15 protein-coding genes and 1 pseudogene are annotated in these 21,094 nt (G+C 70.4%); 7 read left to right on the plus strand and 9 right to left on the minus strand.

Annotated features, from left to right (window positions below):
* The first annotated feature begins 246 nt into the window (after positions 1-246).
* The 4 genes from P3H78_RS03060 (at position 247) to P3H78_RS03075 (ending at position 6,389) form a co-directional block, all read left to right on the plus strand.
* Complete coding sequence (locus P3H78_RS03060) at positions 247-2,076, plus strand: DUF4012 domain-containing protein (RefSeq protein WP_276107144.1); 1,830 nt, start codon at positions 247-249, stop codon at positions 2,074-2,076.
* 136 nt (positions 2,077-2,212) lie between these two features.
* Positions 2,213-4,132, plus strand: coding sequence for an asparagine synthase (glutamine-hydrolyzing) (asnB, locus tag P3H78_RS03065; protein ID WP_276107145.1), 1,920 nt, complete (start codon positions 2,213-2,215; stop codon positions 4,130-4,132).
* A gap of 110 nt (positions 4,133-4,242) precedes the next feature.
* On the plus strand, positions 4,243-5,550 hold the full coding sequence (locus P3H78_RS03070; RefSeq protein WP_276107146.1) for an O-antigen ligase family protein: 1,308 nt from the start codon (positions 4,243-4,245) through the stop codon (positions 5,548-5,550).
* Positions 5,547-6,389 (plus strand): class I SAM-dependent methyltransferase, encoded by an 843-nt coding sequence (locus P3H78_RS03075; protein ID WP_276107147.1) that lies wholly within the window; start codon positions 5,547-5,549, stop codon positions 6,387-6,389. Before P3H78_RS03070 ends, P3H78_RS03075 begins: the two co-directional genes overlap by 4 nt.
* 575 nt (positions 6,390-6,964) lie before the next feature.
* Here the strand turns inward: P3H78_RS03075 and P3H78_RS33480 are convergent.
* The 4 genes and pseudogenes from P3H78_RS33480 to P3H78_RS03095 form a co-directional block, all read right to left on the minus strand.
* Positions 6,965-7,708, minus strand: a pseudogene (locus tag P3H78_RS33480) (oligosaccharide flippase family protein); the annotation flags it as partial.
* A 138-nt stretch (positions 7,709-7,846) separates the two neighbouring features.
* Positions 7,847-9,031 carry a glycosyltransferase gene (locus P3H78_RS03085; RefSeq protein ID WP_276107148.1) on the minus strand — a complete coding sequence of 395 codons (1,185 nt, stop codon included), beginning with the start codon at positions 9,029-9,031 and terminating at the stop codon, positions 7,847-7,849.
* A 228-nt stretch (positions 9,032-9,259) separates the two neighbouring features.
* Entirely contained in the window at positions 9,260-10,435 is a 1,176-nt protein-coding gene (locus P3H78_RS03090; protein WP_276107149.1) for a glycosyltransferase family 4 protein, read from the minus strand.
* Positions 10,436-10,440: 5 nt separating this feature from the next.
* A complete protein-coding gene (locus tag P3H78_RS03095) occupies positions 10,441-11,514 on the minus strand; it encodes an NAD-dependent epimerase/dehydratase family protein (protein ID WP_276107150.1) in 1,074 nt (357 codons plus the stop codon).
* Positions 11,515-11,758: 244 nt separating this feature from the next.
* Here P3H78_RS03095 and P3H78_RS03100 point away from each other — a divergent pair, with 244 nt between their 5' ends.
* Positions 11,759-13,045, plus strand: coding sequence for a nucleotide sugar dehydrogenase (locus P3H78_RS03100; RefSeq protein WP_276107151.1), 1,287 nt, complete (start codon positions 11,759-11,761; stop codon positions 13,043-13,045).
* A 93-nt stretch (positions 13,046-13,138) separates the two neighbouring features.
* On the opposite strand, the gene P3H78_RS03105 is transcribed toward P3H78_RS03100, so the two are convergent.
* The 4 genes from P3H78_RS03105 to P3H78_RS03120 all read right to left on the minus strand — a co-directional run bounded on the left by P3H78_RS03105 (position 13,139) and on the right by P3H78_RS03120 (position 16,903).
* Positions 13,139-14,077, minus strand: a complete 939-nt coding sequence (locus P3H78_RS03105) for an NAD-dependent epimerase/dehydratase family protein (protein WP_276107152.1) — start codon at positions 14,075-14,077, stop codon at positions 13,139-13,141.
* The gene (locus P3H78_RS03110; RefSeq protein ID WP_276107153.1) at positions 14,074-15,228 is read right to left on the minus strand and encodes a glycosyltransferase; all 1,155 of its coding nucleotides are present in this window, start codon (positions 15,226-15,228) and stop codon (positions 14,074-14,076) included. The genes P3H78_RS03105 and P3H78_RS03110 overlap by 4 nt, the downstream gene beginning before the upstream one ends.
* Before the next feature lie 173 nt (positions 15,229-15,401).
* Positions 15,402-16,244, minus strand: a complete 843-nt coding sequence (locus tag P3H78_RS03115; RefSeq protein WP_276107154.1) for a glutaminyl-peptide cyclotransferase — start codon at positions 16,242-16,244, stop codon at positions 15,402-15,404.
* 155 nt (positions 16,245-16,399) lie between these two features.
* A complete protein-coding gene (locus P3H78_RS03120; protein WP_276107155.1) occupies positions 16,400-16,903 on the minus strand; it encodes an LPXTG cell wall anchor domain-containing protein in 504 nt (167 codons plus the stop codon).
* Between the two features lie 461 nt (positions 16,904-17,364).
* Here P3H78_RS03120 and P3H78_RS03125 point away from each other — a divergent pair, with 461 nt between their 5' ends.
* Entirely contained in the window at positions 17,365-18,825 is a 1,461-nt protein-coding gene (locus tag P3H78_RS03125; protein ID WP_276107156.1) for a tyrosine-protein kinase domain-containing protein, read from the plus strand.
* Positions 18,822-19,421 (plus strand): arsenate reductase/protein-tyrosine-phosphatase family protein, encoded by a 600-nt coding sequence (locus tag P3H78_RS03130; RefSeq protein ID WP_276107157.1) that lies wholly within the window; start codon positions 18,822-18,824, stop codon positions 19,419-19,421. Before P3H78_RS03125 ends, P3H78_RS03130 begins: the two co-directional genes overlap by 4 nt.
* On the opposite strand, the gene P3H78_RS03135 is transcribed toward P3H78_RS03130, so the two are convergent.
* Positions 19,403-21,094, minus strand: a complete 1,692-nt coding sequence (locus P3H78_RS03135; RefSeq protein ID WP_276107158.1) for a thiamine pyrophosphate-binding protein — start codon at positions 21,092-21,094, stop codon at positions 19,403-19,405. The genes P3H78_RS03130 and P3H78_RS03135 overlap by 19 nt on opposite strands.

Raw genomic sequence — 21,094 nt, forward strand, 5'->3', positions numbered from 1 at the left:
ACGTGCTGTCACCCGGGCTTGGACTTCGTGCGCCCTGTCGCGAGCCTCGCTGCCCCTTGCACTTCGCCATCGCCATCGATGCACTAATCAGACTTATTGGTCAACTCGGTTACTTGGGAATCAGGGGGCGTTAGCGGGTGTCCCCGGCAGCGTATACGCATGAGGGGAGGAGAGGCGGTGCGAACGGCGGGAACGGCACGCCGGACCACTGAACACCCTGCGCGGCCTGTGGAGGAGCACGATTCCATGTTCAGACGTCCCGCCCCCGGAAGACTGCTGCGGCCACACCTCCGTGACGTCAGACCACTGCTGTGGCTCGCCGCGGGCCTCGTTCTCGCCGGTGCTGGCTGGATCGCCGCCACCGGGCTGATGGCTCGCAGCGAACTCAGCGCCGTGCAGGTCGACTTGAAGACACTGCGCGGCTCTCTGATGTCGCCCCCGGGCGCGACCTCGGCGGCGGGACGGAAGCCGGGCGGCCGGGAACTCGCTGAATGGGCTGCCCGTTCAGCGGCGCAGCGGGCCGGACGCGCGCACCGGCTCACCACCGGACCGGCGTGGTACCTGGCGGCGCAGTTGCCCCTCGTCGGCGGCCCTTTGCGCACCGTACGCGGGACGACCGACGCGCTCGACCGGCTTGCCGGGAGGGCGCTGCCCGCCGTGGTGCGCAGCGTCGATCACCTCTCGACCGACACCGGCGGCGGCCATATCGACCTCGCGGGGCTTCGCAGGGCCGGCCCGGACCTCGAACACGCCGCGACGGAGGTGACCGCGGCCCGGGCCGAGGTGGACGGGCTGCCGAGACAGACCTGGTCGTCCACCGTGGACCGGGTCCGCGGCCGGCTCGCCGGCACCCTGGGCACGATGGCACCCGCCATGGAGAACGCCGCAGCGGGCGCCCGTCTGCTGCCGCCGATGTTGGGCGAGGACGGTATGCGGCGCTACCTCCTGGTGTTCCAGAACCCCGCGGAGGCGCGTGGCACCGGCGGGATGCCCGGTGCCTACGCCGTGCTGACCGCCGACGGGGGGCGGCTGGCGCTGCCGGAGTTCGGACGGGACACCGACATGGCGACCGCCCGGCCCGGCATCGATCTCGGTGCCGATTTCGCGGCCATGTACGCGCACTACGATGCGGTGAACACCTGGGCCAATTCCAATATGAGCCCCCACTTCCCCTACGCCGCGCGCATCTGGTCCGCCGCGTGGGCCCGCAAGAGCGGAGAGCGGGTCGACGGCGTGCTGTCGCTGGGGCCGGGTTCGCTCGCCGGACTGCTGGCGGCTGTCGGGCCGGCGCGGACGGCCGACGGCGTCCTCGTCACCGCGCGCAACGTGGTGGACCTGACCGAGCGGACCAACTACGCGATGTACCGCGACTCCGTCAGGCGCAAGGCCTTCCTGCTGGACGTGGCCCGCACCGCCGCGGGCCGGCTGCTGGCCGCCGCCGGCGACCCCCGGCAGCGGCCCGTCCTCCTCCGGAGTCTGTACGAGGTGCTGAGCAGCGGGGACATGACGGCGTGGAGCGCCCATGCACCGGAGGAACGCGAGCTGGCGGCACGCCCCGTCGGCGGCTCGGTGCCGCAGGGGCCCCGCCCCTACGCCGGCCTGGTGCTCAACAACGCCGCGGGCACCAAACTGGACTACTACCTCGACCGCTCGCTGGAGTGGTCCTCCGACCGCTGCACGGCCGCCGGCCGCGAGGTCACGGTCAAGGCGGTCCTCTCCAACCGTGCTCCGTCCGCGGGCCTGCCCCCCTACGTCACCGACCGGTTGGACAAGCCCGCCTACAAGACACACGAGGGTGACAACCGCCTGCTGCTCTCCTACTTCGGCACGACGGGGGCACGGCTGACCGAGGCGACCGTGGACGGCAGGCGGGTCCTGGTGTCCCCGGGCACCGAACGGGGACACCCGGTGTACACGCTCGACGTCGAGGTGCCCGTCGGCGGGAGGCGGACGGTGACGCTGCACCTGCTGGAACCCGTCTCCGACCAGCCACCCACGGTGCTGCGCCAACGGCTGTCCCGACCGATGCGGGTGACGGTGCGCCCCGGGGCGGGGTGTCCGGTGGACGGCGCGTAGGACGTCCAGGTCACCCGACGACACCACGGCTCCGCGGGTTTCTCTCCATGTTCCGTTTGCGTCGGTATGGTGCCTTCGCGGGCGCGTGCAGTCGTCAGGTGCAGGAATGACTTTCACACCTCAACACGGAGGGCCGATGTGCGGGGTAGCGGGCATGGTGTCGACGACCTCAGCCGATCAGGCGGTCGTCAAGAAGATGTGCGACGTTCTCGCTCATCGCGGCCCGGACGGTGAGGGTTTCCACACCGGTACCCATGTCTCCCTCGGTATGCGGCGGTTGGCCGTCATCGATGTCGAGGGCGGGGACCAGCCCGTCTTCAGCGAGGACCGCGGCGTCGTCGCGGTCTTCAACGGGGAGATCTACAACTACCGGGACCTGCGCAGGGAACTGCTGAGCCGCGGCCACACCTTCCGCACCAACGGCGACGGGGAGTGCATCGTCCACCTGTACGAGGAGCACGGCGAAGACCTCGTTCACCATCTGCGGGGCATGTTCGCCCTCGCCGTGTGGGACGCGGGCAACAGGCGTCTGCTGCTGGCCCGCGACCGCGTCGGCAAGAAGCCGTTGTTCTACCAGGACCGCGCCGGATCGCTGACCTTCGCCTCCGAGCTCAAGGCACTGAGCACCGTCGCAGAGGCCGGTCGCGAGGTCGATCCGGAGGCTCTGCACCACTACCTGACCTACCAGTACGTGCCGGCTCCGTGGTCGATCCTCCGCGGTATCCGCAAACTGCCGCCCGGTTCCCTCCTCACCTGGCACGACGGGCGGGTGCGGGTACGCCGCTACTGGGAGCTGGACTTCTCCCCCGCCGACGTCGCGAGCGAGGAGGAGGCGGCCGAGCGGACGCGGGAGCTTCTGCTCGAGGCCACGCGCCTGCGCATGGTGTCGGAGCGGCCCCTGGGAGCCTTTCTCTCCGGTGGAATCGACTCCTCCGCCGTCGTGGCGGCGATGGCACGGATTTCCGACAGGCCCGTGAAGACGTTCGCCATCGGTTTCGACGACGCCCGGTTCGACGAGCGGACGCATGCCCGGGCGGTGGCGCGGCGCTACGGAACCGATCACCACGAATTCGTCGTGGACGCGTCCGCATTGGACGTTCTTCCCACGCTCGCCTGGTATTTCGACGAACCGTTCGCCGACTCCTCTGCGATCCCTTCCTTCTACGTCGCCCAGCTCAGCCGCCGACATGTGACGGTCGCCCTCAATGGCGACGGCGGTGACGAGACGTTCGGTGGCTACACCCGCTACGCCCGCGCGGCGCGCCTGGAGCGGTTCCGGGTCCACCGCGCCGCGCATCCGGCGCTCAGGCATCTGGGCCGGACCCTCGTCGGATCGGGTCAGGTCGGGACGCACCTGCGAAGGGCCGGTCTCGGCCTCGCCATGCTGGGCGAGACGTCCCCGCGGCGTTACGCCAGGATGATGTCGTACTTCACGCCGGAGCAGAAGCAGGATCTGTACACGGCGGGGATGTGCGAGGCGACCTCCGGACGCGACAGCTACGACCTGCTGGACCAGGCCTTCCGCCGTTCGCGTGCGACCGACTGGGTCAACCGGCTGATGGACGTCGACGTGAACACCTACCTTCCCGGTGACCTGCTGGTGAAGGTCGACATCACCACCATGGCCAACTCCCTCGAAGGCCGGTCCCCCTTTCTCGACCATCACCTCATGGAATGGGCGGCGCGGCTTCCCGCAGAGCTGAAGGTGCGAGGCGGCACCACCAAGTACCTGCTCAAGAAGGCACTGCGGGACTGGCTCCCCCACGACGTGCTGCACCGGCCCAAGCAGGGATTCGGGGTGCCGCTGGCGCACTGGCTCCGTACGGACCTCAGGGACGTGGCACGGGACGTGCTGACCGACCGGACCGCGACGTCCCGGGGCTACTTCCGGCCGGAGGCCGTCAGCACCCTTCTGGAGGAACACGTGGCCGGGAGCGACCATGCACGCCGGCTCTGGGCGCTCATGCAGTTCGAACTATGGCACCGCAGGTTCGTCGACCAACCGCTGTCCGGGGCTCCCGCAGCAACCACACAGTCCTCACGATGCATCGGCTGACCGGCGCGGGACGCCCGGGTGCCCCGTCCGCGATCCCGCGCCGCGCCCCGCGCCCCCACGGTACGGCTCGTCGCGGTCAGGCGGACTCCCTGCGGACGGGCGGAGGACGAGTGACGGACACCGGGAGACGGAACCTGGGCTCGATCGCCGCCGTCGTGATCGGCCGGGTGCCGATGCTGGTCGCGGGGCCGGTCGCCATGTACCTCGTCCTGCTCCACGGCACGCTGGCCGCCGCCGCGGCGGTGGTGGTGTGTCTGGCCCTGGCGGTCTGGACTCGACCGGACGTGGCCCAGTTGATGCTGCTCGGCCTGGTTCCGGTGGCCGCCGCCGCCGACCCCGAGGGTACGTTCCTGCCAACGCTCGTCCTGGGCACGGTGGTCCTGCTCCTGTTCCGGGCCGTACTGAGCGGAGTACGGCCGCGCTTGGACGTCCTTCTCATCCTGCTCCTGGCCTGCGCCGTCACGGTGAGTTGTCTGCTGCCGCAGGAAAGCTTCCTCGTCGGACGGCAGTGGAAGGCCTGCGCCCTCCTACTGACGGGCCTGGGTGTGCTCACGGCCTCCGTCCTGGCGCCACCCGATCCCCGGCGCATCGCGCAGGTGGTCGCCACCTCGGGAGCAGGCGTCGCCGCATATCTCCTCGTCCGCGGGGAGTACGCCTCCGGCCGCCTGACGGGACTCGGCCTGAACCCCAACTACCTGGGAGCCGCTGTGAGTGTCTCCCTCGTCGCCGGTGTCGGACTGGCACGGTTCAGCCGCTCCTGGCAGTGGCTCGTGCCCGTGGCCGTCAGTGCAGCCGCGCTCCTGCAGACCCGGTCCCGCGGGGCCTTCCTGGCGGCCGGGGCGGGCCTGGCCTGCGTTCTTCTCGTCGATCGTCCGCGGCGGCACAAGGTACTGATCGCGGCGGCCATCCTGGCTGCGGTGACCGTGCTCCCGGGAAGCCTGGACTCGCTGGAAGGCGGCCTGACCGGAAGCCGGACATCGGCCGAGCTCACGGCGAACTCCGAGGTACGCAAGCAGGCCGCCCTACTGGCCGTCCACGTGGCATGGGACCACCCCCTGCGCGGCATCGGGTACGCGATGTTTCCCGAATTCGCCCGCTCCTCGCCCTCGCTGGGCATCTACATCAACACCCACAACGACTACCTGAGGCTGGCGGCCGAGTCCGGGCTGGTGACCCTCGCCCTCCTGGGCGCCCTGTTGTGGCGCGGCCTCGCGCGCCGGCTTTCGGGACACCACGCCACCCTGCAGTCCCTGGGCGTCGCCTACGCGGTCGGGCTGCTGTTCGCCAACGTCCTCACCAATGTCGTCATTTCCACGCCCTTCTGGGTCTCCCTCGGCTGTCTGCTGGCCCACGGTGCACACCGGAAGCCGGCTCCGTCCCTCTCACCACCATCACGAGAAAGCAGGAAGGCCGAATGATCGACTGCGAGACAGAGATCAACCAGGGCCGGCGCTTCGCCTTCGGCCGGAACTGGCTCCGGTTCGGACAACTGATCGACGAGGAGCGCATCGCGCATGCCCGGAGATCGCTCGAGAAGGCCCTGGGCACCCACGACCTGACCGGACGCACCTTCCTGGACGTAGGGTGCGGCAGCGGCCTCTTCTCCCTGGCCGCCCTGCGCATGGGCGCGCGCGTGCGGTCGTTCGACTACGACGCCGACTCGGTGAACGCCGCGGAGAAGGTGCGCCGGGAGTTCGCGCCCGACGGCGACTGGAGCATCTGCCGGGGCTCCGTCCTCGACACCGCGTTCGTCCAACAGGTGGGCCGGGCCGACATCGTCTACTCATGGGGCGTCCTGCACCACACGGGTGCCCTGTGGGCCGCCATGGAGGCTGCCTGCGGGCTGGTCGCCCCGGGCGGGACGCTGTACGTGTCGATCTACAATGACCAGGGGGCCGAGAGCCGGATGTGGACGTCGGTGAAGCGGCGCTACAACAAGTCCGGGCCCGTGGCGCGCCGCATGCTGCTGACCGGCAGCGTGCTCTATCTGGGCAGGCACTACCCGGCGCGTGCCGCGCTGTCGCTCGCCAAGCGCGCCCAGGGCACCGCGGAAGCGAGCGTCCCCCGACCGCGAGGCATGTCCCGCAAACACGACCTCGTCGACTGGGTGGGTGGTTATCCCTTCGAGGTGGCCTCGCCCGAGGAGGTCTTCACCTTCTGCCGTGAACGCGGCTTCGAACTCCGCCACCTGAAGACCTGCCGCGGAGGCATCGGCTGCAACGAGTTCGTGTTCGCCGGGCCCGTCGCGGGCGGGTGACACCGGCCGCCCCGGAGTCGGGCAAACCACCGGCCGGCCCGCCGGTCCTGGAACCGGCCGGGCCGCAACTCCGGTCGGTGGCGCCTCACTTCCGCCGCGATCCACGTGGCCTCGGCTCTCGTGGGCAACAGGGACCTCCAACCGAGCCCGCTCATCCGCCTGAAGTACGTCACGTGGTAGGCGACGAGGGTCGCGTACGCCACGGTTGAGGCGATCGCGCAGCCGATCGGCCCCTGCACAGGAATCAGAACGCAGTTCAGCGCGATGTTCATCCCGAGAGCGATCAGCGACGGGAGGACGACCACACGCGACGACCGCATGCGCAGCAGGAATCCGGACAGGGGCCTGCCGGCCCCCAGCAGCAGGACCCCGGGGACCAGCCAGGCGACGACGGTGGCCGCCTCGGCATACGCATGGCCGTACACCGGGGTGATCAGGACCCACACCGCGGCCACCGTCGTCACCGCCGACGCAGCGCCCAGCATCACCATGAATCGGACGATCCGGGCCGTGACCATCGCAGAGTCGCCGATGTCGGCGTCGAACTGCCGCGCCAGGGTCACCTGAGCGAAGACGTCCACGACCAGTCGACTCAGTTCGGCCAGGGTCACCGCGAGTGTGTAGATCCCGACGTCGCGCGGCCCTCCGAGAGTGTTGAGCAGAAAGACGTCCGACCGCAGGAGGAGGTATCCGGCTGCCGAACCGGTGTGGAACCGCAGTCCCTTGGCGCATGTCGCCCGGGCGAGCGGCAGGTCGGGCCGCCCGATGGTGACTCCGCCACCAGCGACGAGTACGCCCAGGGAGACGGCGAACGAGATGACCCAGGCCACCACCACCAGCCGGACGGTGAGCCGACCGGTCAGCCCGAGGACGATCAGGCAGAGGCACTGCACGACCGCACTGGCCAGCATGGCCGATCCCGCCACCTTCGGACGGTTGCGCAGGACGGTGATGTTCGTCCCGTACAGCGCTGCCGTGCCCAGTGGCACACCGGCACAGGCCGTTCCGAGAAGCCAGATGTCGGGAACGTTGCCCCGGCCTTGGAACATCAGCCCCAGTCCGACCGCCGCCACGGCTGCGACGGTTCCCACGAACAGCCCCAGAGGAGCGCTGTTCGCGCCGAGAGAGGACCGTTGTTCCTTCTCCGACCACATGGCAGTCTGCGCCTGCTCGACGGAGAGGTGGCCCAACGCCATGGCCGCCGTGGCGACGGTGACAGCCATGTAGTAGGTCCCGCGCCCCTCGGGGGGCAGGGCTCTGGCCACGACGACGCTGGCGACGACGCCCATGACGAGGGTGCCGGTGCGGGCCACCAGCATCCAGAGGAATTGGGGTTTGCGGTCAGTCACTGTGTCGGGGACCTCCCGGGCGACGCTCGGCCTCGTGGGGACGGTCGGGGAGCGTGCAGTACGACGGCGCCCACCGTGCAGGCTCCGCGGTCCGCTCGGGCCTGTCCGTCATGACGTGGATCGCCGCTCCAGCAGGTGACGGTAGAGAGCGAGGTAGCGGTCCACCATGACGTCGGCGGTGAGGTTCGCCAGAGCCCATGCGCGGGCCCTGCGTCCCAAGGCAGTGGCGGCCTCCCGGTCGGTGAGCACCTGGCGAATCCCGTCGGCGAGGGCGTCCGCGTCGGCCGGGGGCACCAGGACCCCCCGCCCTTCGAGGAGTTCCGGTGTGCCGCCCACTCCTGTGGCCACGACCGGTCGGCCCGCCGCCATGGCCTCCATGACGGCGTTGCTGGACCCCTCGTACAGGGAGGGCAGGACGACCGCATCGGCCCGCGCCAGGAAACCGGCCACGTCGGCACGGGCGCCGAGGAACCGGGCGTCGAGGTCCAGCCGATTCGCCAGTCGCTGCAGTGTGAGGCGCTCGGGGCCGTCGCCGATGAGGACGAGAGTGCAGGGGCTCCCGGTGCGCTGCAGTGCCGCGCAGGCCTCCAGGAGGTACCGATGCCCCTTGTGGGCGGCCAGGTTGGCGACGCACAGCACCACGGGCAGCGAGGTGAGGACTTCGGCGGGCTCGGCGGGCTCGAACTCGTTCCGCGGCATCCCATTGGGGATGACGGAGATCTTGGCCGCGGGCACGCCCTCGTCCTGCCGGACCTCGTCGGCGATCGCGGTCGCGTTGGCGACCAGGAAGTCCGTCCAGCGAGTGGAGATCTTCTCCAGTGCGAGGGCCGGACGGTTCCCCTTCTTGAAGAAACCGAGGCTCCGTCGCCCCGCCACCAGCACCGGAACACGAGCCATCCGCGCGGCCGGAGCCGCCAGCAGGTAGGCGTGGAAAAGGAAGGCCTGGAGGACCTGCGGTCTCTCCCTGCGCAAGAAGGACACCAAGCGAACGAAGGCACGGACATTGCCGACGACCGACCGGCGCCCGAGGGAGCGGCGGCGGAATCCGAGGTCCACGACGGATACCCCCGAGTCCCGGAGATCCTCCTCTCTCGCCCCCCTCTCGAAGAGCACCAGCAAATGGGTCCGGATACCCCGGGCGCTCAATCCCTTCGCGAGCAGGACGAGTTGTTTCTCCGCGCCCCCGAGCCCCAACTGTCCGATCAACAGACATACGCGGGAAGGAGAGTGAAGTGGCCTCGCATGCTCAACGCCCGAAGGCTCGAGTTCCGGTGTCTCATCAGTCAATGGCATGTGCGGCTCGACCCATTTTCCGCGACCGGGGATGTCGTCACACACTCTATTCCTCAGGCCGATCGAACCTCCGGTTTCGACGGCCGCACGTTCCGTGTCAGACCGGAGCGGCCCCTCCACGGAGCGCCCTCACGAAAGGGATGATTTTCCTGTCGGCCCGGTCCCGCGGGATGCGCGGGATCGGGCAGGAGCGCTTGAACACGGCCCCGTGGGTTGTGGGCTTCGCTGCTAGACCACCGGAGAGCCCGTGGCCGGGGACAGCGGGGCAGCCTTCCGTGCCGGGTACTGCGGCACCGCGAGCGGCCCGGGGAGGCTGCGAAGACGTGTGGCCCTGGCGCCGGGTCCGACTCGGAGGGTGAAGCCGATGCCGCCTGCGGCCGGCCTGACGGGCGGCAGCAGGGTCGCTCCGGAGGGGACTCCGAGCAGCAGGAGCACAGCACCGACGCCCACCACGCAGGCGGCGTCGAGCGCGGTCCCGGGGGCGAGGAACCCGTGAGCCACGAGCATCGCTGCCACGCAGCCCGCCACCGCGAGGACGTTCAGGGACCGCACGACCTGATGCACCGTCATGCCCAACCGCCGCAACCGATGGGCGATGTGGTCGGTGCCGCCCTGCATCAGGGGCCTCGATTCCAGGTAGCGGGACAGCATCACCAAGGTGGTGTCCACCGTGGGGACGAGACCGACGAGCAGAAGCCCGGCGGGCCCGGAGAGGCCCTGGACGTCGTCGTGGACCACCACCATCGTCGAGGACAGCGTGAAACCCAGGAAGAGCGAGCCTGCGTCGCCGAGGAAGATCCGGGCCGGGTGCCTGTTGTGGTAGAGGAAACCGAGGCAGGATCCGGCGAGGGCCGCCATGGTCACGCCCAGTCCCACCGATCCGGCGGCCAGGGCGGTCACGCAGAGGCAGCCGCCGATGACGACGCACAGGGAGGTCGCGGCGCCGTCCATGTTGTCGAGCAGATTGAACGCGTTCGTCACGAACACGATCCACACGACGGCGAACACCACGTCGAACGGGCCACCGAGAACGGTGGGATGCCCCCCTGCGAGAACCACCACCACGGCCGCCGTTGTCTCGATGCCCAGCCGGAGCCGTGGGCTGAGCGGGCGCAGATCGTCGACGAGACCGAGCACGCACATGAGCCCCGCGCCCCCGAGCACCACATTGAGGGCCGGGTCCCAGGCGTCCACCACGCGCGCGGCGACCGCACCGGCGGCAAGGGTGGCCACCGCGACCGCGACACCCCCGAGATAGGGCGTCGGCCTGGTGTGCGACTTGCGGGCGCTGGGGAGGTCGGCGATCCCCCGGCGCAGCGCGAAGCGCCTCAGGGGCTCCGTCAGCAACAGGCCGATCAGCAGGGCCACCCCGCCCGCGCCCGCCGTCACCACCTGTGTGTCCACCCCGGTCACCGCCCCGCCGCGGCGGTGCCGGCCACGAACCCGTGGGCCCCGGGAAGACGCTGCTCGGGCGCGCCCGGCACAAGGGCCGGCTGGTGCTCGCCGCCCCATGCGGTACGAGCGTCCCTGACAGCGTCGTTGATCACGTCGGTGAGCGTGCACCAGGGCCGCCAGCCGGTCAGGGCGTGAAGCTTCGTCGTGTCGGGGACTCGTCGTTCCATGTCCTCGAACCCCCGTCCGTAGGCTTCGGCGTACGACACGTGCTGCACCCGCGAGGCACTGCCGGCTTGGGCGATGACGCGGTCGGCGAGCTCTCGGATGCTGATCTCCCCGTCCGCGCCGATGTTGAAGGTCTCCCCCACCGCCCCCGGGTGTTCCAGCAGGAGCACGAGCGCCGCGACAGCGTCGGAGACATGCAGGAAGCAGCGCCTCTGGCGTCCGTCGGCGTGGACCGTCAGCGGTTCGCCGCGCACCGCCTGACCGGCGAAGCGCGGGATGACCATGCCGTACGCCGGGCTCTGACGGGGACCCACGGTGTTGAAGAACCTGACGACGGTGGACCTCAGTCCTCGTTCCTGGTGGTAGAGGCAGGCCAGGATCTCGTCGACCGCCTTGGCCGTGCTGTACGACCACCGGGCCACGGACGGGCTTCCCAGGATGCGGTCGGAGGTCTCGGCGAGGGGTCCGGACGAGTTCTTTCCGTAGATCTCCGACGTGCTCGCAATCAGGATCCTCCGGTCGTGTCGCTGCGCCGCGTCGATGACGGCCTCGGCGCCCTTCGTGTTCGTGATGAAGGACTGCAACGGCTGTTCGACGATGAGCTTGACCCCTACGGCCGCAGCCAGATGGACGACGGTGTCGCACTCCCGCACCAGACGATCGACGAGTGGTGAGTCCAGAACCGAACCATGACAGAAGCGGAACCGGGGGTTTGTCCGGGCCCGAACAAGGTTGTCCTGCCGTCCGGTGGTCAGGTCGTCGAGAACCACCACGCCGTGTCCGGCGCCGAGCAATGCGTCCACGAGATGGGAGCCGATGAAGCCTGCTCCACCGGTGACAAGGTAATTCGAACTACGATCCATGTGCGGCTTCACTCCGGTTCGGGTACGGGCGGTTCCACGGAGCTCGATGGCTGACTGAGCCAACGTTCACCTATGCGACGAATAACCTACGTTGAAACCCGCCGGGTGAACCTCACCCCTCGGCGCGTCCGTCGAATACGGAATCAGGGTGACGCTGGCGGGACACATGGCACAGATTCTCAGGTGATCCACCGAACATGGGTCAATTGGGGGGCTTGTTCCGGTCCCCGACATGACGGAGTGGATGATAGTGCGTCAAGGACGCAATGCCGACAGGGGCACATTGGTCGTCGTAGGTCAGGGATACGTGGGACTTCCCCTTGCCTTGCGGGGGGTCGAGGCGGGATATTCCGTGGTGGGCGTGGACACGGACGAGTTGCGGGTGAAGCGCCTCGAGGCGTGCGACTCCTACATCGAGGGTGTCGACGACGCGCGCCTCATGGCCGCCGCGGACAGCGGCCGCTTCCGCGCCACCAACTCGTACGAGCAGATCGACGGTTTCGACGTATGCGTCATCACCGTGCCGACGCCGCTGCGCGAGGGTGTTCCCGACCTCAGTTTCGTGGAGTGCGCCGGACGGGCCGTCGCCCCGCGTCTCACTCCGGGCGCCACCGTGGTCCTGGAGTCCACCACCTATCCGGGGACGACCGAGAGCCTGCTGCGTCCGCTGCTGGAGGCGGGCAGCGGACTGAAGGCAGGCAGTGACTTCCACCTCGGTTACAGCCCGGAACGCATCGATCCAGGAAACCCCGACTGGCAACTGGAGAACACGCCCAAGGTGATCTCCGGCATCGTCCCCTCGTCGTTGCGGCGCATCGAGCGCTTCTACGGCGACATCGTGGAGCGCACGGTGCCCGTGAGCTCCTGCCGGACCGCCGAGCTGACCAAGCTGCTCGAGAACACCTACCGGCATGTCAACATCGCCATGGTCAACGAAATGGCCCTGGTGGCCAGAGAGTTGGGGGCGGACATCTGGGAGGCCATCGAGGCCGCCGCCACCAAGCCGTTCGGATTCATGCCGTTCAGACCCGGCCCGGGCGTGGGCGGGCACTGTCTGCCGGTGGATCCGTCCTATCTGTCCTGGCAGGTCAAGCGGCTGCTGAAACAGGACCTCCGGTTCATCACCCTGGCGAACGAGATCAACGACCACATGCCCGCTCACGTGGTCCGGCGGGTCATCCGCGGGCTGAACCAGCGCGGCAAGCCGGTCAGGGGTTCCCGGGTGCTGCAACTCGGCCTGGCCTACAAGAAGAACACCGGCGACATCCGCGAGTCGCCGGCCCTGGTGCTCGCGCGGTCACTGGTCGAGCTCGGTGCCCGGCTGGTGGCGGCGGAACCGCACACCGACTCCTACCTCATCCCCCCGGACATCACGCGGGTGGAACTCACGGAGGCGGAGATCCGGGCTGCCGACGTGATCGTCGTGGCGACCGACCACGACGCCTTCGACTACGCACTCGTGGAAGAGGCGGGCGCCTACGTGCTCGACACCCGCAACCGCTGCAGGGGGGAGCGTGTGGAGATCCTCTGACCGGGTCGGCCCCGAGGCCACCGGGAATGTCCGGGACCCCGCGCGATGCACGGGGTCCCGGACATTCCCGTCCTGGGCCGGGGCCTTGAGGGCCTACGCGTACGCAGGCAGCGAGCGGAACCACTCGACGGTCTCGGCCAGCCCCTCTTCGAGCGGAACCGCCTCCAGCCTCATGAAGAGACCGCGGAGCGCCGCATCGTCGGCCTGGGAGTCCCGTACATCCCCACGTCGGGGCGCCTCATGACGGATCTCGACCGCCAGTTCCAGTGTCTTGGCGAGCCGGTGGGCGAGTTCCAGGACGCTGACTCTGGTGCCGAAGGCCAGGTTGACCGGGCTCGCGTGGGTCACCTTGCGCACGACGGCGTCCGCGAGTACCCGCGCCACCGTGCCGACGTACGTGAAGTCGCGGGTCTGGTGGCCGTCCCCGAAGACCGTCAGCGGCCGGCCGCGCAGAGCGGCGTCGATGAAGGCCGGCACGACCGCCGCGTAGGCGTGCCCGGCCGACTGCCTCGGGCCGTAGACGTTGAAGAAGCGGAAGGCGAGGGCCGGAAGCCCGAACGCCGTTCCGTAGGCGAGCACGTAGGCCTCGGTGGCGAGTTTGCTGGCCGCGTACGGGCTGAGCGGACGGGTCGGCAGATCCTCGTGCTTGGGCAGGGCGGTGACCGAGCCGTACACCGATGACGACGACGCGGCGACCACGTGGGTCCGCCGGCGGCGGCACGCCTCGAGGATGCGTACGGTGCCCGTGGCGTTGACCTCGTGGCTGGCGAACGGATCCGCCAGGGAACGCGGCACCGACGGCCGCGCGGCCAGGTGCACCACGGCGTCGGCGTCTGCCAGCACGTCCTCGACCAGTTCCCGGTCGAGGATGCTGCCCTCGACCAGCTCCACGTCGGTTCCCGCGAGATTGGCCGCGAACCCGGTGCTCAGGTCGTCCAGGGCGACGACCTTGCCGACGGTGGAGCGGGAAGCGAGTTCGCGGCAGAGGTTCGATCCGATGAACCCGGCGCCTCCGGTCACTACGACATTCAACGGTTCGCACCTTTCGGTAGGGAGGTCGGCCACCAGCCGCGCGCACGGGCGATGGAGGCATAGAGGTCATGGGTGTCCTGGACCAGGCGCTCGGCCCCGAACCGCTGTGCCGCCCGGACGCGGGCCTGCTGCCCCATCCGGTGGCGGAGCCGGTCGTCGCGCAGGAGGCGGACGACCTGGCGGACGAGCTCCGGGGTGTCGGGAGGTGCCAGCAACCCGGTGTGCCCGTCCTGTACCACTTCAGCGACACTGCCCACGTTCGTGGCCACAGTGGGTACACCGGCAAGGGCCGCCTCGATGAGGCTGACCGGCGTGCCCTCGTTGTCGGAGGTGAGCAGCACCAGATCCGCGGCGGCGTACACCGTCTCCACATCGGGGCGCCAGCCCAGCAGGTGGAGGGACTCGCTGAGATCGGTGGCCGCCCTCAGGTCGCCCAGCAGGTCGCCGTCCCCGCAGACCACGAACCGGGCGTCCGGCACCGCGCGGCGCACCTCCCGGGCCACCGACAGAAACCGGTCGGGGCGTTTGATTCTCGTCACCCGCCCGACAAAGGCCACGACCGGGCAGTCCGCCGGCAGGCCGAGTCGTTCCCGTGCCTCCGAACGTGGAGGAGACGCGGCCAGTGACGTGCCGGGCGGCACCACGGCGTACTGCCGGATCCGGCCGATCCCTGCGTCCAGGAGATCGTCGCGAACGCTCTGGCCCACTGCCACCAGGCGGTCGGTGACGGTCGCCATGCCACGCTCGGCCTGGACCACCAGCCGCGTCTTCGCCGGTGTGAAGTAGCCGTGCAGGAGGTGGCCGTGAAAGGTGTGCACCCTTGCCGGCACGCGCGCGAGCACGGCCGCCGCGCGTCCGAGCGCGCCCGCCTTGGCGGTGTGCGTGTGCACGATGTGCGGTCGGAACCGGCGCATGGCAGCCGCCAGTTCGGCCAGTGCCCGAAGGTCGTCGGTGGGCCTCACGGCCCGGCCCAGGGTGGGAACCCGGCAGATCCGCACATCGGGCGCCCTCTGGTCCACGTAGTCGGCCTCGTCCGGGCCGACGAAACCGGCGTAGAGCCGGTGGTCGAACGACGCGGTGTCGAGTCCCCGCATCAGCGTGGAGACCTGGAGGGCCGGACCGCCCACGTTCATCCGCGCGATGACTCTCATCACCCGGATCCGGGAGTCCGCGGGGCCGTCGGCACGATGCCGGGCAACAACCATAGAGCCTCACCGCGTTCCCTGGTCCGCCACCGTTACGTGATCACCACGCACGGCCATGCTGGCAGGGGCGTCCGGGGCGACGGGGGTGCCGTGCCGTCCGGTCGGGGGCGGCGCCACACCTATGGAGTACGCGGCCGGGTGTGCGCCTGATCGCCGCCCCCGACTGCGTCGCGGCTCCCTGTCCGTCGGGCCGGGACGAACGCCACACGGAACATCTTGGGCCAGAACTTCCCGGTGATCAGGAACTGGTCCGTTCCGGGGACTGCCGCGATGCCGTTCAGCGTCGCCCCCGGGGCGAGCTCCTCCGGGCGGAGCAGGCCCGATGCGTCGATACCCGCCGTCACCGCACCGGTTCCGGGGTCGATGCGCACGATCCGGTCGGTGGGAAGCACGTTGGCGTACACGACGCCACCGACGCACTCGAGCTCGTTCAGTTCCGTCAGCGGCCGGCCCCCGTCGGTCACGACGACCTCACCCGTTTTCGCGAGCGTACGCGGGTCACGGAACGTCAGCCGACTCGAGCCGTCACTCGTCACCAACCGGTTGCGTCCCCGCTGGAGGCATACTCCCCAGCCGTCGTCCGGATAGCGGACACGGCGCAGCTCCGCGAGGGTACCGGCGTCCCGCTCGATGGCGATGCGGTCCCTCCAGGTCAACTGCCACAGCGTCCGGCCGAGCAGCGTGATCCCCTCACCGAAGAGCGGCGCCGGCAACGCGGCGCGCACCGCGGGTGGTTCGCCCGCCGGACCGGCCCCGACGGCTGACCGGGCCGCCAGCCCTGTGCTCTCGTAGAGCGTGCCACCGGCCATCTCCAGGCCCTCGGTGAACGCCTTCGGGTCGTGGGGCAGGGTCTGCAGCACTTCGGCCCGCAACTGCTCGACCCCGGGCACGGCGGCGGTCGGCTGCCGGTCGGCGTTCCGGGGCCGATGCGCGGCGCCGAAGGTCTCGGCCCCACGGTGCACCGGACCTCCGGCCCCGCACGATCCGAGGGCGAGCGCCCCCGCGAGTGCCATGGCCCCCGGCCGCCGCAGGCGCATCCGGCGGAAACCGACCACGGGCACGGCGCCCCGGCCGAAGCCTGGGCGCCGTGGTTTCCCCGCGTGGAGGTGAGGCACCGTCACGAACTGCGGCGACGGCGCACGGCCAGCATCCCGCCACTTCCCGTCACGAGCAGAGCCGCCGCGGCGCCACCCAGGGCCAGGGACTTCTCGCTGCTGCCGGTGTTGGCGAGGCCGGCCTGGTGCGGCCCCGGCGCCGGGTGGCCCGGACCGCGTCCCTCGTCTCCAGGACCGTGGCCGTGCCCACCCGGGTGGCCCGGGTTGCGTCCGTCGTCCACACCTCCCCGGTCGTGTCCGCCGGGGTGGTGCGGCGGGGTGGGGGACGGGCTCGGGCCGGTGACTCTGCCCTGCACGTAGATGGTGGTGCCGACGCTCTGGTCGGGGTGGTTCGAAGTAAGCCGGAAGACGTGCCAGCCGTGGGGGGCGTTCCTCGGAATGGTCACGGTTCCCGACACCGTTCCGTGGCTGTCGGCCCGGAAGTGGCCGAGAACGATCGGCCTCGATTCCAGCAGCACCGTGATGGCCGAGCGGCGGCCGAAGACGCCGCTCGAGCTGAAGCTCAAGGTCTCTCCGACGGTCACGGTGTTGCTGCTGACACTCAGCGGCGGAGGCGGCGGCGGATACGGTTGCGCTTGGGCGGTCTGCGCTGCCGCCAGCGGTACGGCGGCCAGCACCACTGCGGAGGCCGTCGATGCAAGCGCGACGCGCCACCTGGACGATGTCGTCATTTCCCTCACTCGCTCTCCCTCGGTCCAGTCCGGGCGGCCGACATCGGCCATGCTCAAACCTGGTCGACAAGATCAGACATAGGAAATAGATGGGACGAAGGGGGAACGGCTAACACGACGCCACCCAGGAGTCACCGGATGGAGTGGCGGCCCTGTGTGCCGCTCGGGTCATTCGGTGGGCGGAATGGGGGTGGCTGCCTGCGCGGGGACGCCTGAATCCCTATGTTCTGCTCTGCGCAAGAGGGAACAGAATGTCTGGGTACGGGCCGTTCCCTTCGAACTATGAGGGGTGCAGCTTGGATCTCCACGGATTCCTGAAGGCTCTTGTCAGGCGCTGGCCGACCGTCCTGCTCTGCCTGGTGCCCACCGTCGGGGCGGCACTCGCCGTTACGTTCCTCAGCGCTCCCGTCTACGAGGCCAGGACGCAGCTCTTCGTCGCCACCCGGAGCGGTGAGGACTCGGCCCAGCTGAACCAGGGGCAGAGCTTCTCGCAGGCACGCGTCCAGTCGTACGCGGCGATCGTGCCGACCCGTCAGGTCACCGAACCGGTGGTGAAGGAGCTGGGGCTGCACACCACACCGGAGGAGCTCGCGTCGCAGATCACCGCCGTCGCTCCGCTCAACACCGTGCTGATCGACATCGCCGTACGGGACACCGTGCCCGAGCGCGCCGCGCGCATCGCCAACGCCGTGGCCGCGCGGTTCAGCGCAGTCGTCGAGCGGCTGGAGACGCCCAAGCACAGACCCGGCACGGCAAGGTCCAAGAGCCACGCGGACGACGAGACCACGACGTCACCGGTCTCACTGGGCGTCACCGAGACAGCCGTCGCCCCCACCCACCCGGTCTCGCCCCGCCCGCTGCTGAACCTGTCCGCAGGGGTGTTCGGCGGACTGCTGCTGGGTGCCGGATCGGTCGTCCTGCGCGAGACCCTCGACACCACGCTCAAGAGCAGCGAGGCGCTCGGCGAGCTCACCGCGTTGCCGGGCCTCGGGACCATCCCGTTCGACAGGAACGTCCCGAGGCGGCCGCTCGTCAGCATGGACGGCCACTCCAAGCGGGCGGAGGCCTTTCGCAAGCTGCGGACCAATCTGCAGTTCTCACAGGTCGACGACCGGCCCCGGATCATCGTGGTGACGAGTTCGGTGCCTGGGGAGGGAAAGACCAACACCGCGGTGAACCTCGCCCTCTCGCTGGCCGAGGCCGGCGTCTCCACATGCCTGGTGGACGGCGACCTGCGCCGTCCGTGTGTGGCCTCGACCTTCGGCCTGGTCCAGGACGCCGGTCTCACCACGGTGCTCATCGGGCAGGCTCGCATCGAGGACGTGATGCAGCAGGCCGAGGGCAGGCTCGCGGTCCTCGCCAGCGGGGCCGTGCCGCCCAACCCCACCGAGCTGCTCTCCTCGGGGCGCATGACAGAGGTGCTGAACGAACTGGCGGACACCTACGAGGTCGTGATCGTCGACACCGCGCCGCTGCTGCCGGTCGCCGACACCGTCGGACTCGCCTCGCTCGCCCAGGGTGCGCTGCTCGTGGTCCGCGCCGCCAGGACCAGCCGGGACCAGGTACGCACCGCCGCGGCGTCGCTGGACCGTGTGGGCGTCCGCGTCCTCGGCACCGTCTTCAGCATGGCCCCCGTACCCAAGGGCGACCCCTACGGCACCTACGGACGGTACGGCGAGCTGCCCGCTCCCCGCGCGTCCGCTCCCGAGGAGGAGGCCGACGAGCCTGCGGGCGCGGGCGGCGCGGGTCAGAGGTGACCCGGGTCCTGTTCGTCTGCACGGGCAACCTGCACCGCTCGGTGCTCGCCGAACGGCTGCTCACCGCCCGGCTGCGGCCCGGCTCGGCCGTGCGGCCGGGGAGCGCCGGCACGGCCCCTTGGCCCGGCCTCGGCATGGACGTCTCCACCAGGCAGGTGCTGGAGAAGCTGGGAGGTGACGGCTCGGGCTTCACGGCCCGCATGCTCACCGAGTCGCTCGTGGCGGAGGCGGCGCTGGTCCTCGGGCTCGCACGCGAGCACCGGGAGGCGGCGGTGCGGCTGGTGCCGTCGGCGCTGCGACGGTGTTTCACCCTGAGGGAGTTCGTGCGTCTGGCCACCCCGGAATCCGGCGGGGCACGAGGCGGCGGGACGGACCCGGTGGATCCGAGGTGCTTCGAGACCGTGGTGGCGGCCGCAGCAGGCCGCCGGGGAGCTGTCGCCCCGGTTCCACCGGCCGCGGACGACATCGCCGACCCGTGGGGGAAGCCCCGGGACGTACTGCACGGGTGCGCCCTCGCGATCGACGCGGAGGTGAGCGGACTGGCCGGACTCCTGGACGGCGGCCGTCCCCCTCGATGTCAGCCTCCGCCCAGGTGAGTGGGGGCGAACATCCGCAGCAGCGCCGGGAGGACCACCACGGACGGCCCTGGTCCGGTCAGTGCCTTCGCCAGGTCGGTCTCCAGGGTCTCGGGGGTCGTGCGGACCCCCGGGACGCCGAAGGACTCGGCCAGGGCCACGTAGTCGGGGCGGGTGAGCTCCGTCGCCGTGGGCCGGCCGAAGGCGTCGGTCATGTACTCGCGGAGGATGCCGTAGCCGCCGTCGTCGATGATCAGCCAGGTGACGTTCAGGTCGTACTGGCGGGCCGTGGCGAGTTCGGCGATCGAGTACAGGGCGCCGCCGTCGCCGGAGACCGCAAGCACCGGGCGGGTGGGGTCCGCGGCCGCGGCGCCCAGGGCCGCCGGGAAGCCGTAGCCGAGGCCGCCGGCGCCCTGGGCCGAGTGCATGGTGTTGGCACCGCGCGGGTCGAAGGCGGACCAGGCCCAGTAGGCCAGGATCGTCATGTCCCAGAAGGACGGGGCGTGCGCGGGCAGGGCGCGGCGGACCGCGGCCAGCACGTCCTGCTCCAGGGTGAGTTCCTGCGCCGCGATGCGGTCGCGGACCTTGGCCAGCACATCCCGTACGCGCTGCTCGGCGCCCGCGTCCACGCGGTCCTCGACCGTCTCCAGCAGCGCCTGCAGGGCAAGACGGGCGTCGGCGTGGATCCCCAGTGCCGGATGGTTGGACTCGAGCTTGCCGGCGTCCGCCTCGATCTGGATCACCCGGCCGCGCGGCCTGAACGTGTGGTAGTTCGAGGACAGTTCGCCGAGGCCCGAGCCGACGACCAGCAGGACGTCCGCGTCCTCCAGGAAGTCCGTGGTGTGCCGGTCCTCCAGCCACGACTGGAGGGACAGCGGGTGCTCCCAGGGGAACGCGCCCTTGCCGCCGAAGGTGGTGACCACCGGGGCGTTCAGCCTCTCGGCCAGTGCCAGCAGTCTGCCCGAGGCGTCCGCCCGGACCACCCCGCCGCCCGCGATGATCGCCGGGCGGGCCGCCTTCGACAGCGACTCGGCCGCCAGCGCCGTCAGTTCGGGGCGCGGCGGCACTTCCTCCAAAGTCGCGTCCATCGCCGTCACCACCGGCAGCCGCGCCTCGGCCAGCAGCACGTCCTGGGGGATCTCCACCCACACCGGGCCGTGCGGCACGGTGAGCGCCGACTTCCAGGCGGCGGCGATCGCCGAGGGGATCTGGGACTCGGTGCGGACCGTGTGGACCGACTTCACCACGCCCCGGAACGAGGCCGCCTGGTCCGGCAGTTCGTGCAGATAGCCGTGCCGGCCGCCGCCGAGTCCGGCCGTCGGGACCTGGCTGCTGATCGCCAGGACCGGCGCGGAGGCGGCCGCCGCCTCCTGGAGCGCGGCCAGGGAGGTGAGGGCTCCCGGGCCGGTCGACAGCAGCAGGGGCGCCGCCTCGCCCGTGATCCGGCCGTACGCGTCCGCCGCGAAGCCCGCGTTGTTCTCCACCCGCAGGCCCACGTACCGCAGTTCCGAGCGGCGCAGCGCGTCGAACATGCCGAGGGCGTGCTGGCCGGGCAGTCCGAAGACGGTGGTCGCGCCGAGCCCGGTCAGGGTCTCCACGACCAGGTCTCCGCCGATGCGGCCGGGGGGAGGTTGGAGAGCGGCCTCCTTCTGGGCGGGCGTCGGACGGAGTACCAGGTCGTGGTCGTGGGTCAC

The sequence above is a fragment of the Streptomyces tropicalis genome (genome assembly GCF_029269835.1).
Classification (GTDB): domain Bacteria; phylum Actinomycetota; class Actinomycetes; order Streptomycetales; family Streptomycetaceae; genus Streptomyces; species Streptomyces tropicalis.

Bases quoted from the DNA above. Each gene is read 5' to 3' on its own strand.
- asnB (WP_276107145.1), top strand. From the start codon at position 2,213: ATGTGCGGGGTAGCGGGCATGGTGTCGACGACCTCAGCCGATCAGGCG.
- P3H78_RS03110 (WP_276107153.1), bottom strand. From the start codon at position 15,228: ATGAGAGTCATCGCGCGGATGAACGTGGGCGGTCCGGCCCTCCAGGTC.
- P3H78_RS03060 (WP_276107144.1), top strand. From the start codon at position 247: ATGTTCAGACGTCCCGCCCCCGGAAGACTGCTGCGGCCACACCTCCGT.
- P3H78_RS03095 (WP_276107150.1), bottom strand. From the start codon at position 11,514: ATGGATCGTAGTTCGAATTACCTTGTCACCGGTGGAGCAGGCTTCATC.
- P3H78_RS03100 (WP_276107151.1), top strand. From the start codon at position 11,759: ATGATAGTGCGTCAAGGACGCAATGCCGACAGGGGCACATTGGTCGTC.
- P3H78_RS03075 (WP_276107147.1), top strand. From the start codon at position 5,547: ATGATCGACTGCGAGACAGAGATCAACCAGGGCCGGCGCTTCGCCTTC.
- P3H78_RS03085 (WP_276107148.1), bottom strand. From the start codon at position 9,031: ATGCCATTGACTGATGAGACACCGGAACTCGAGCCTTCGGGCGTTGAG.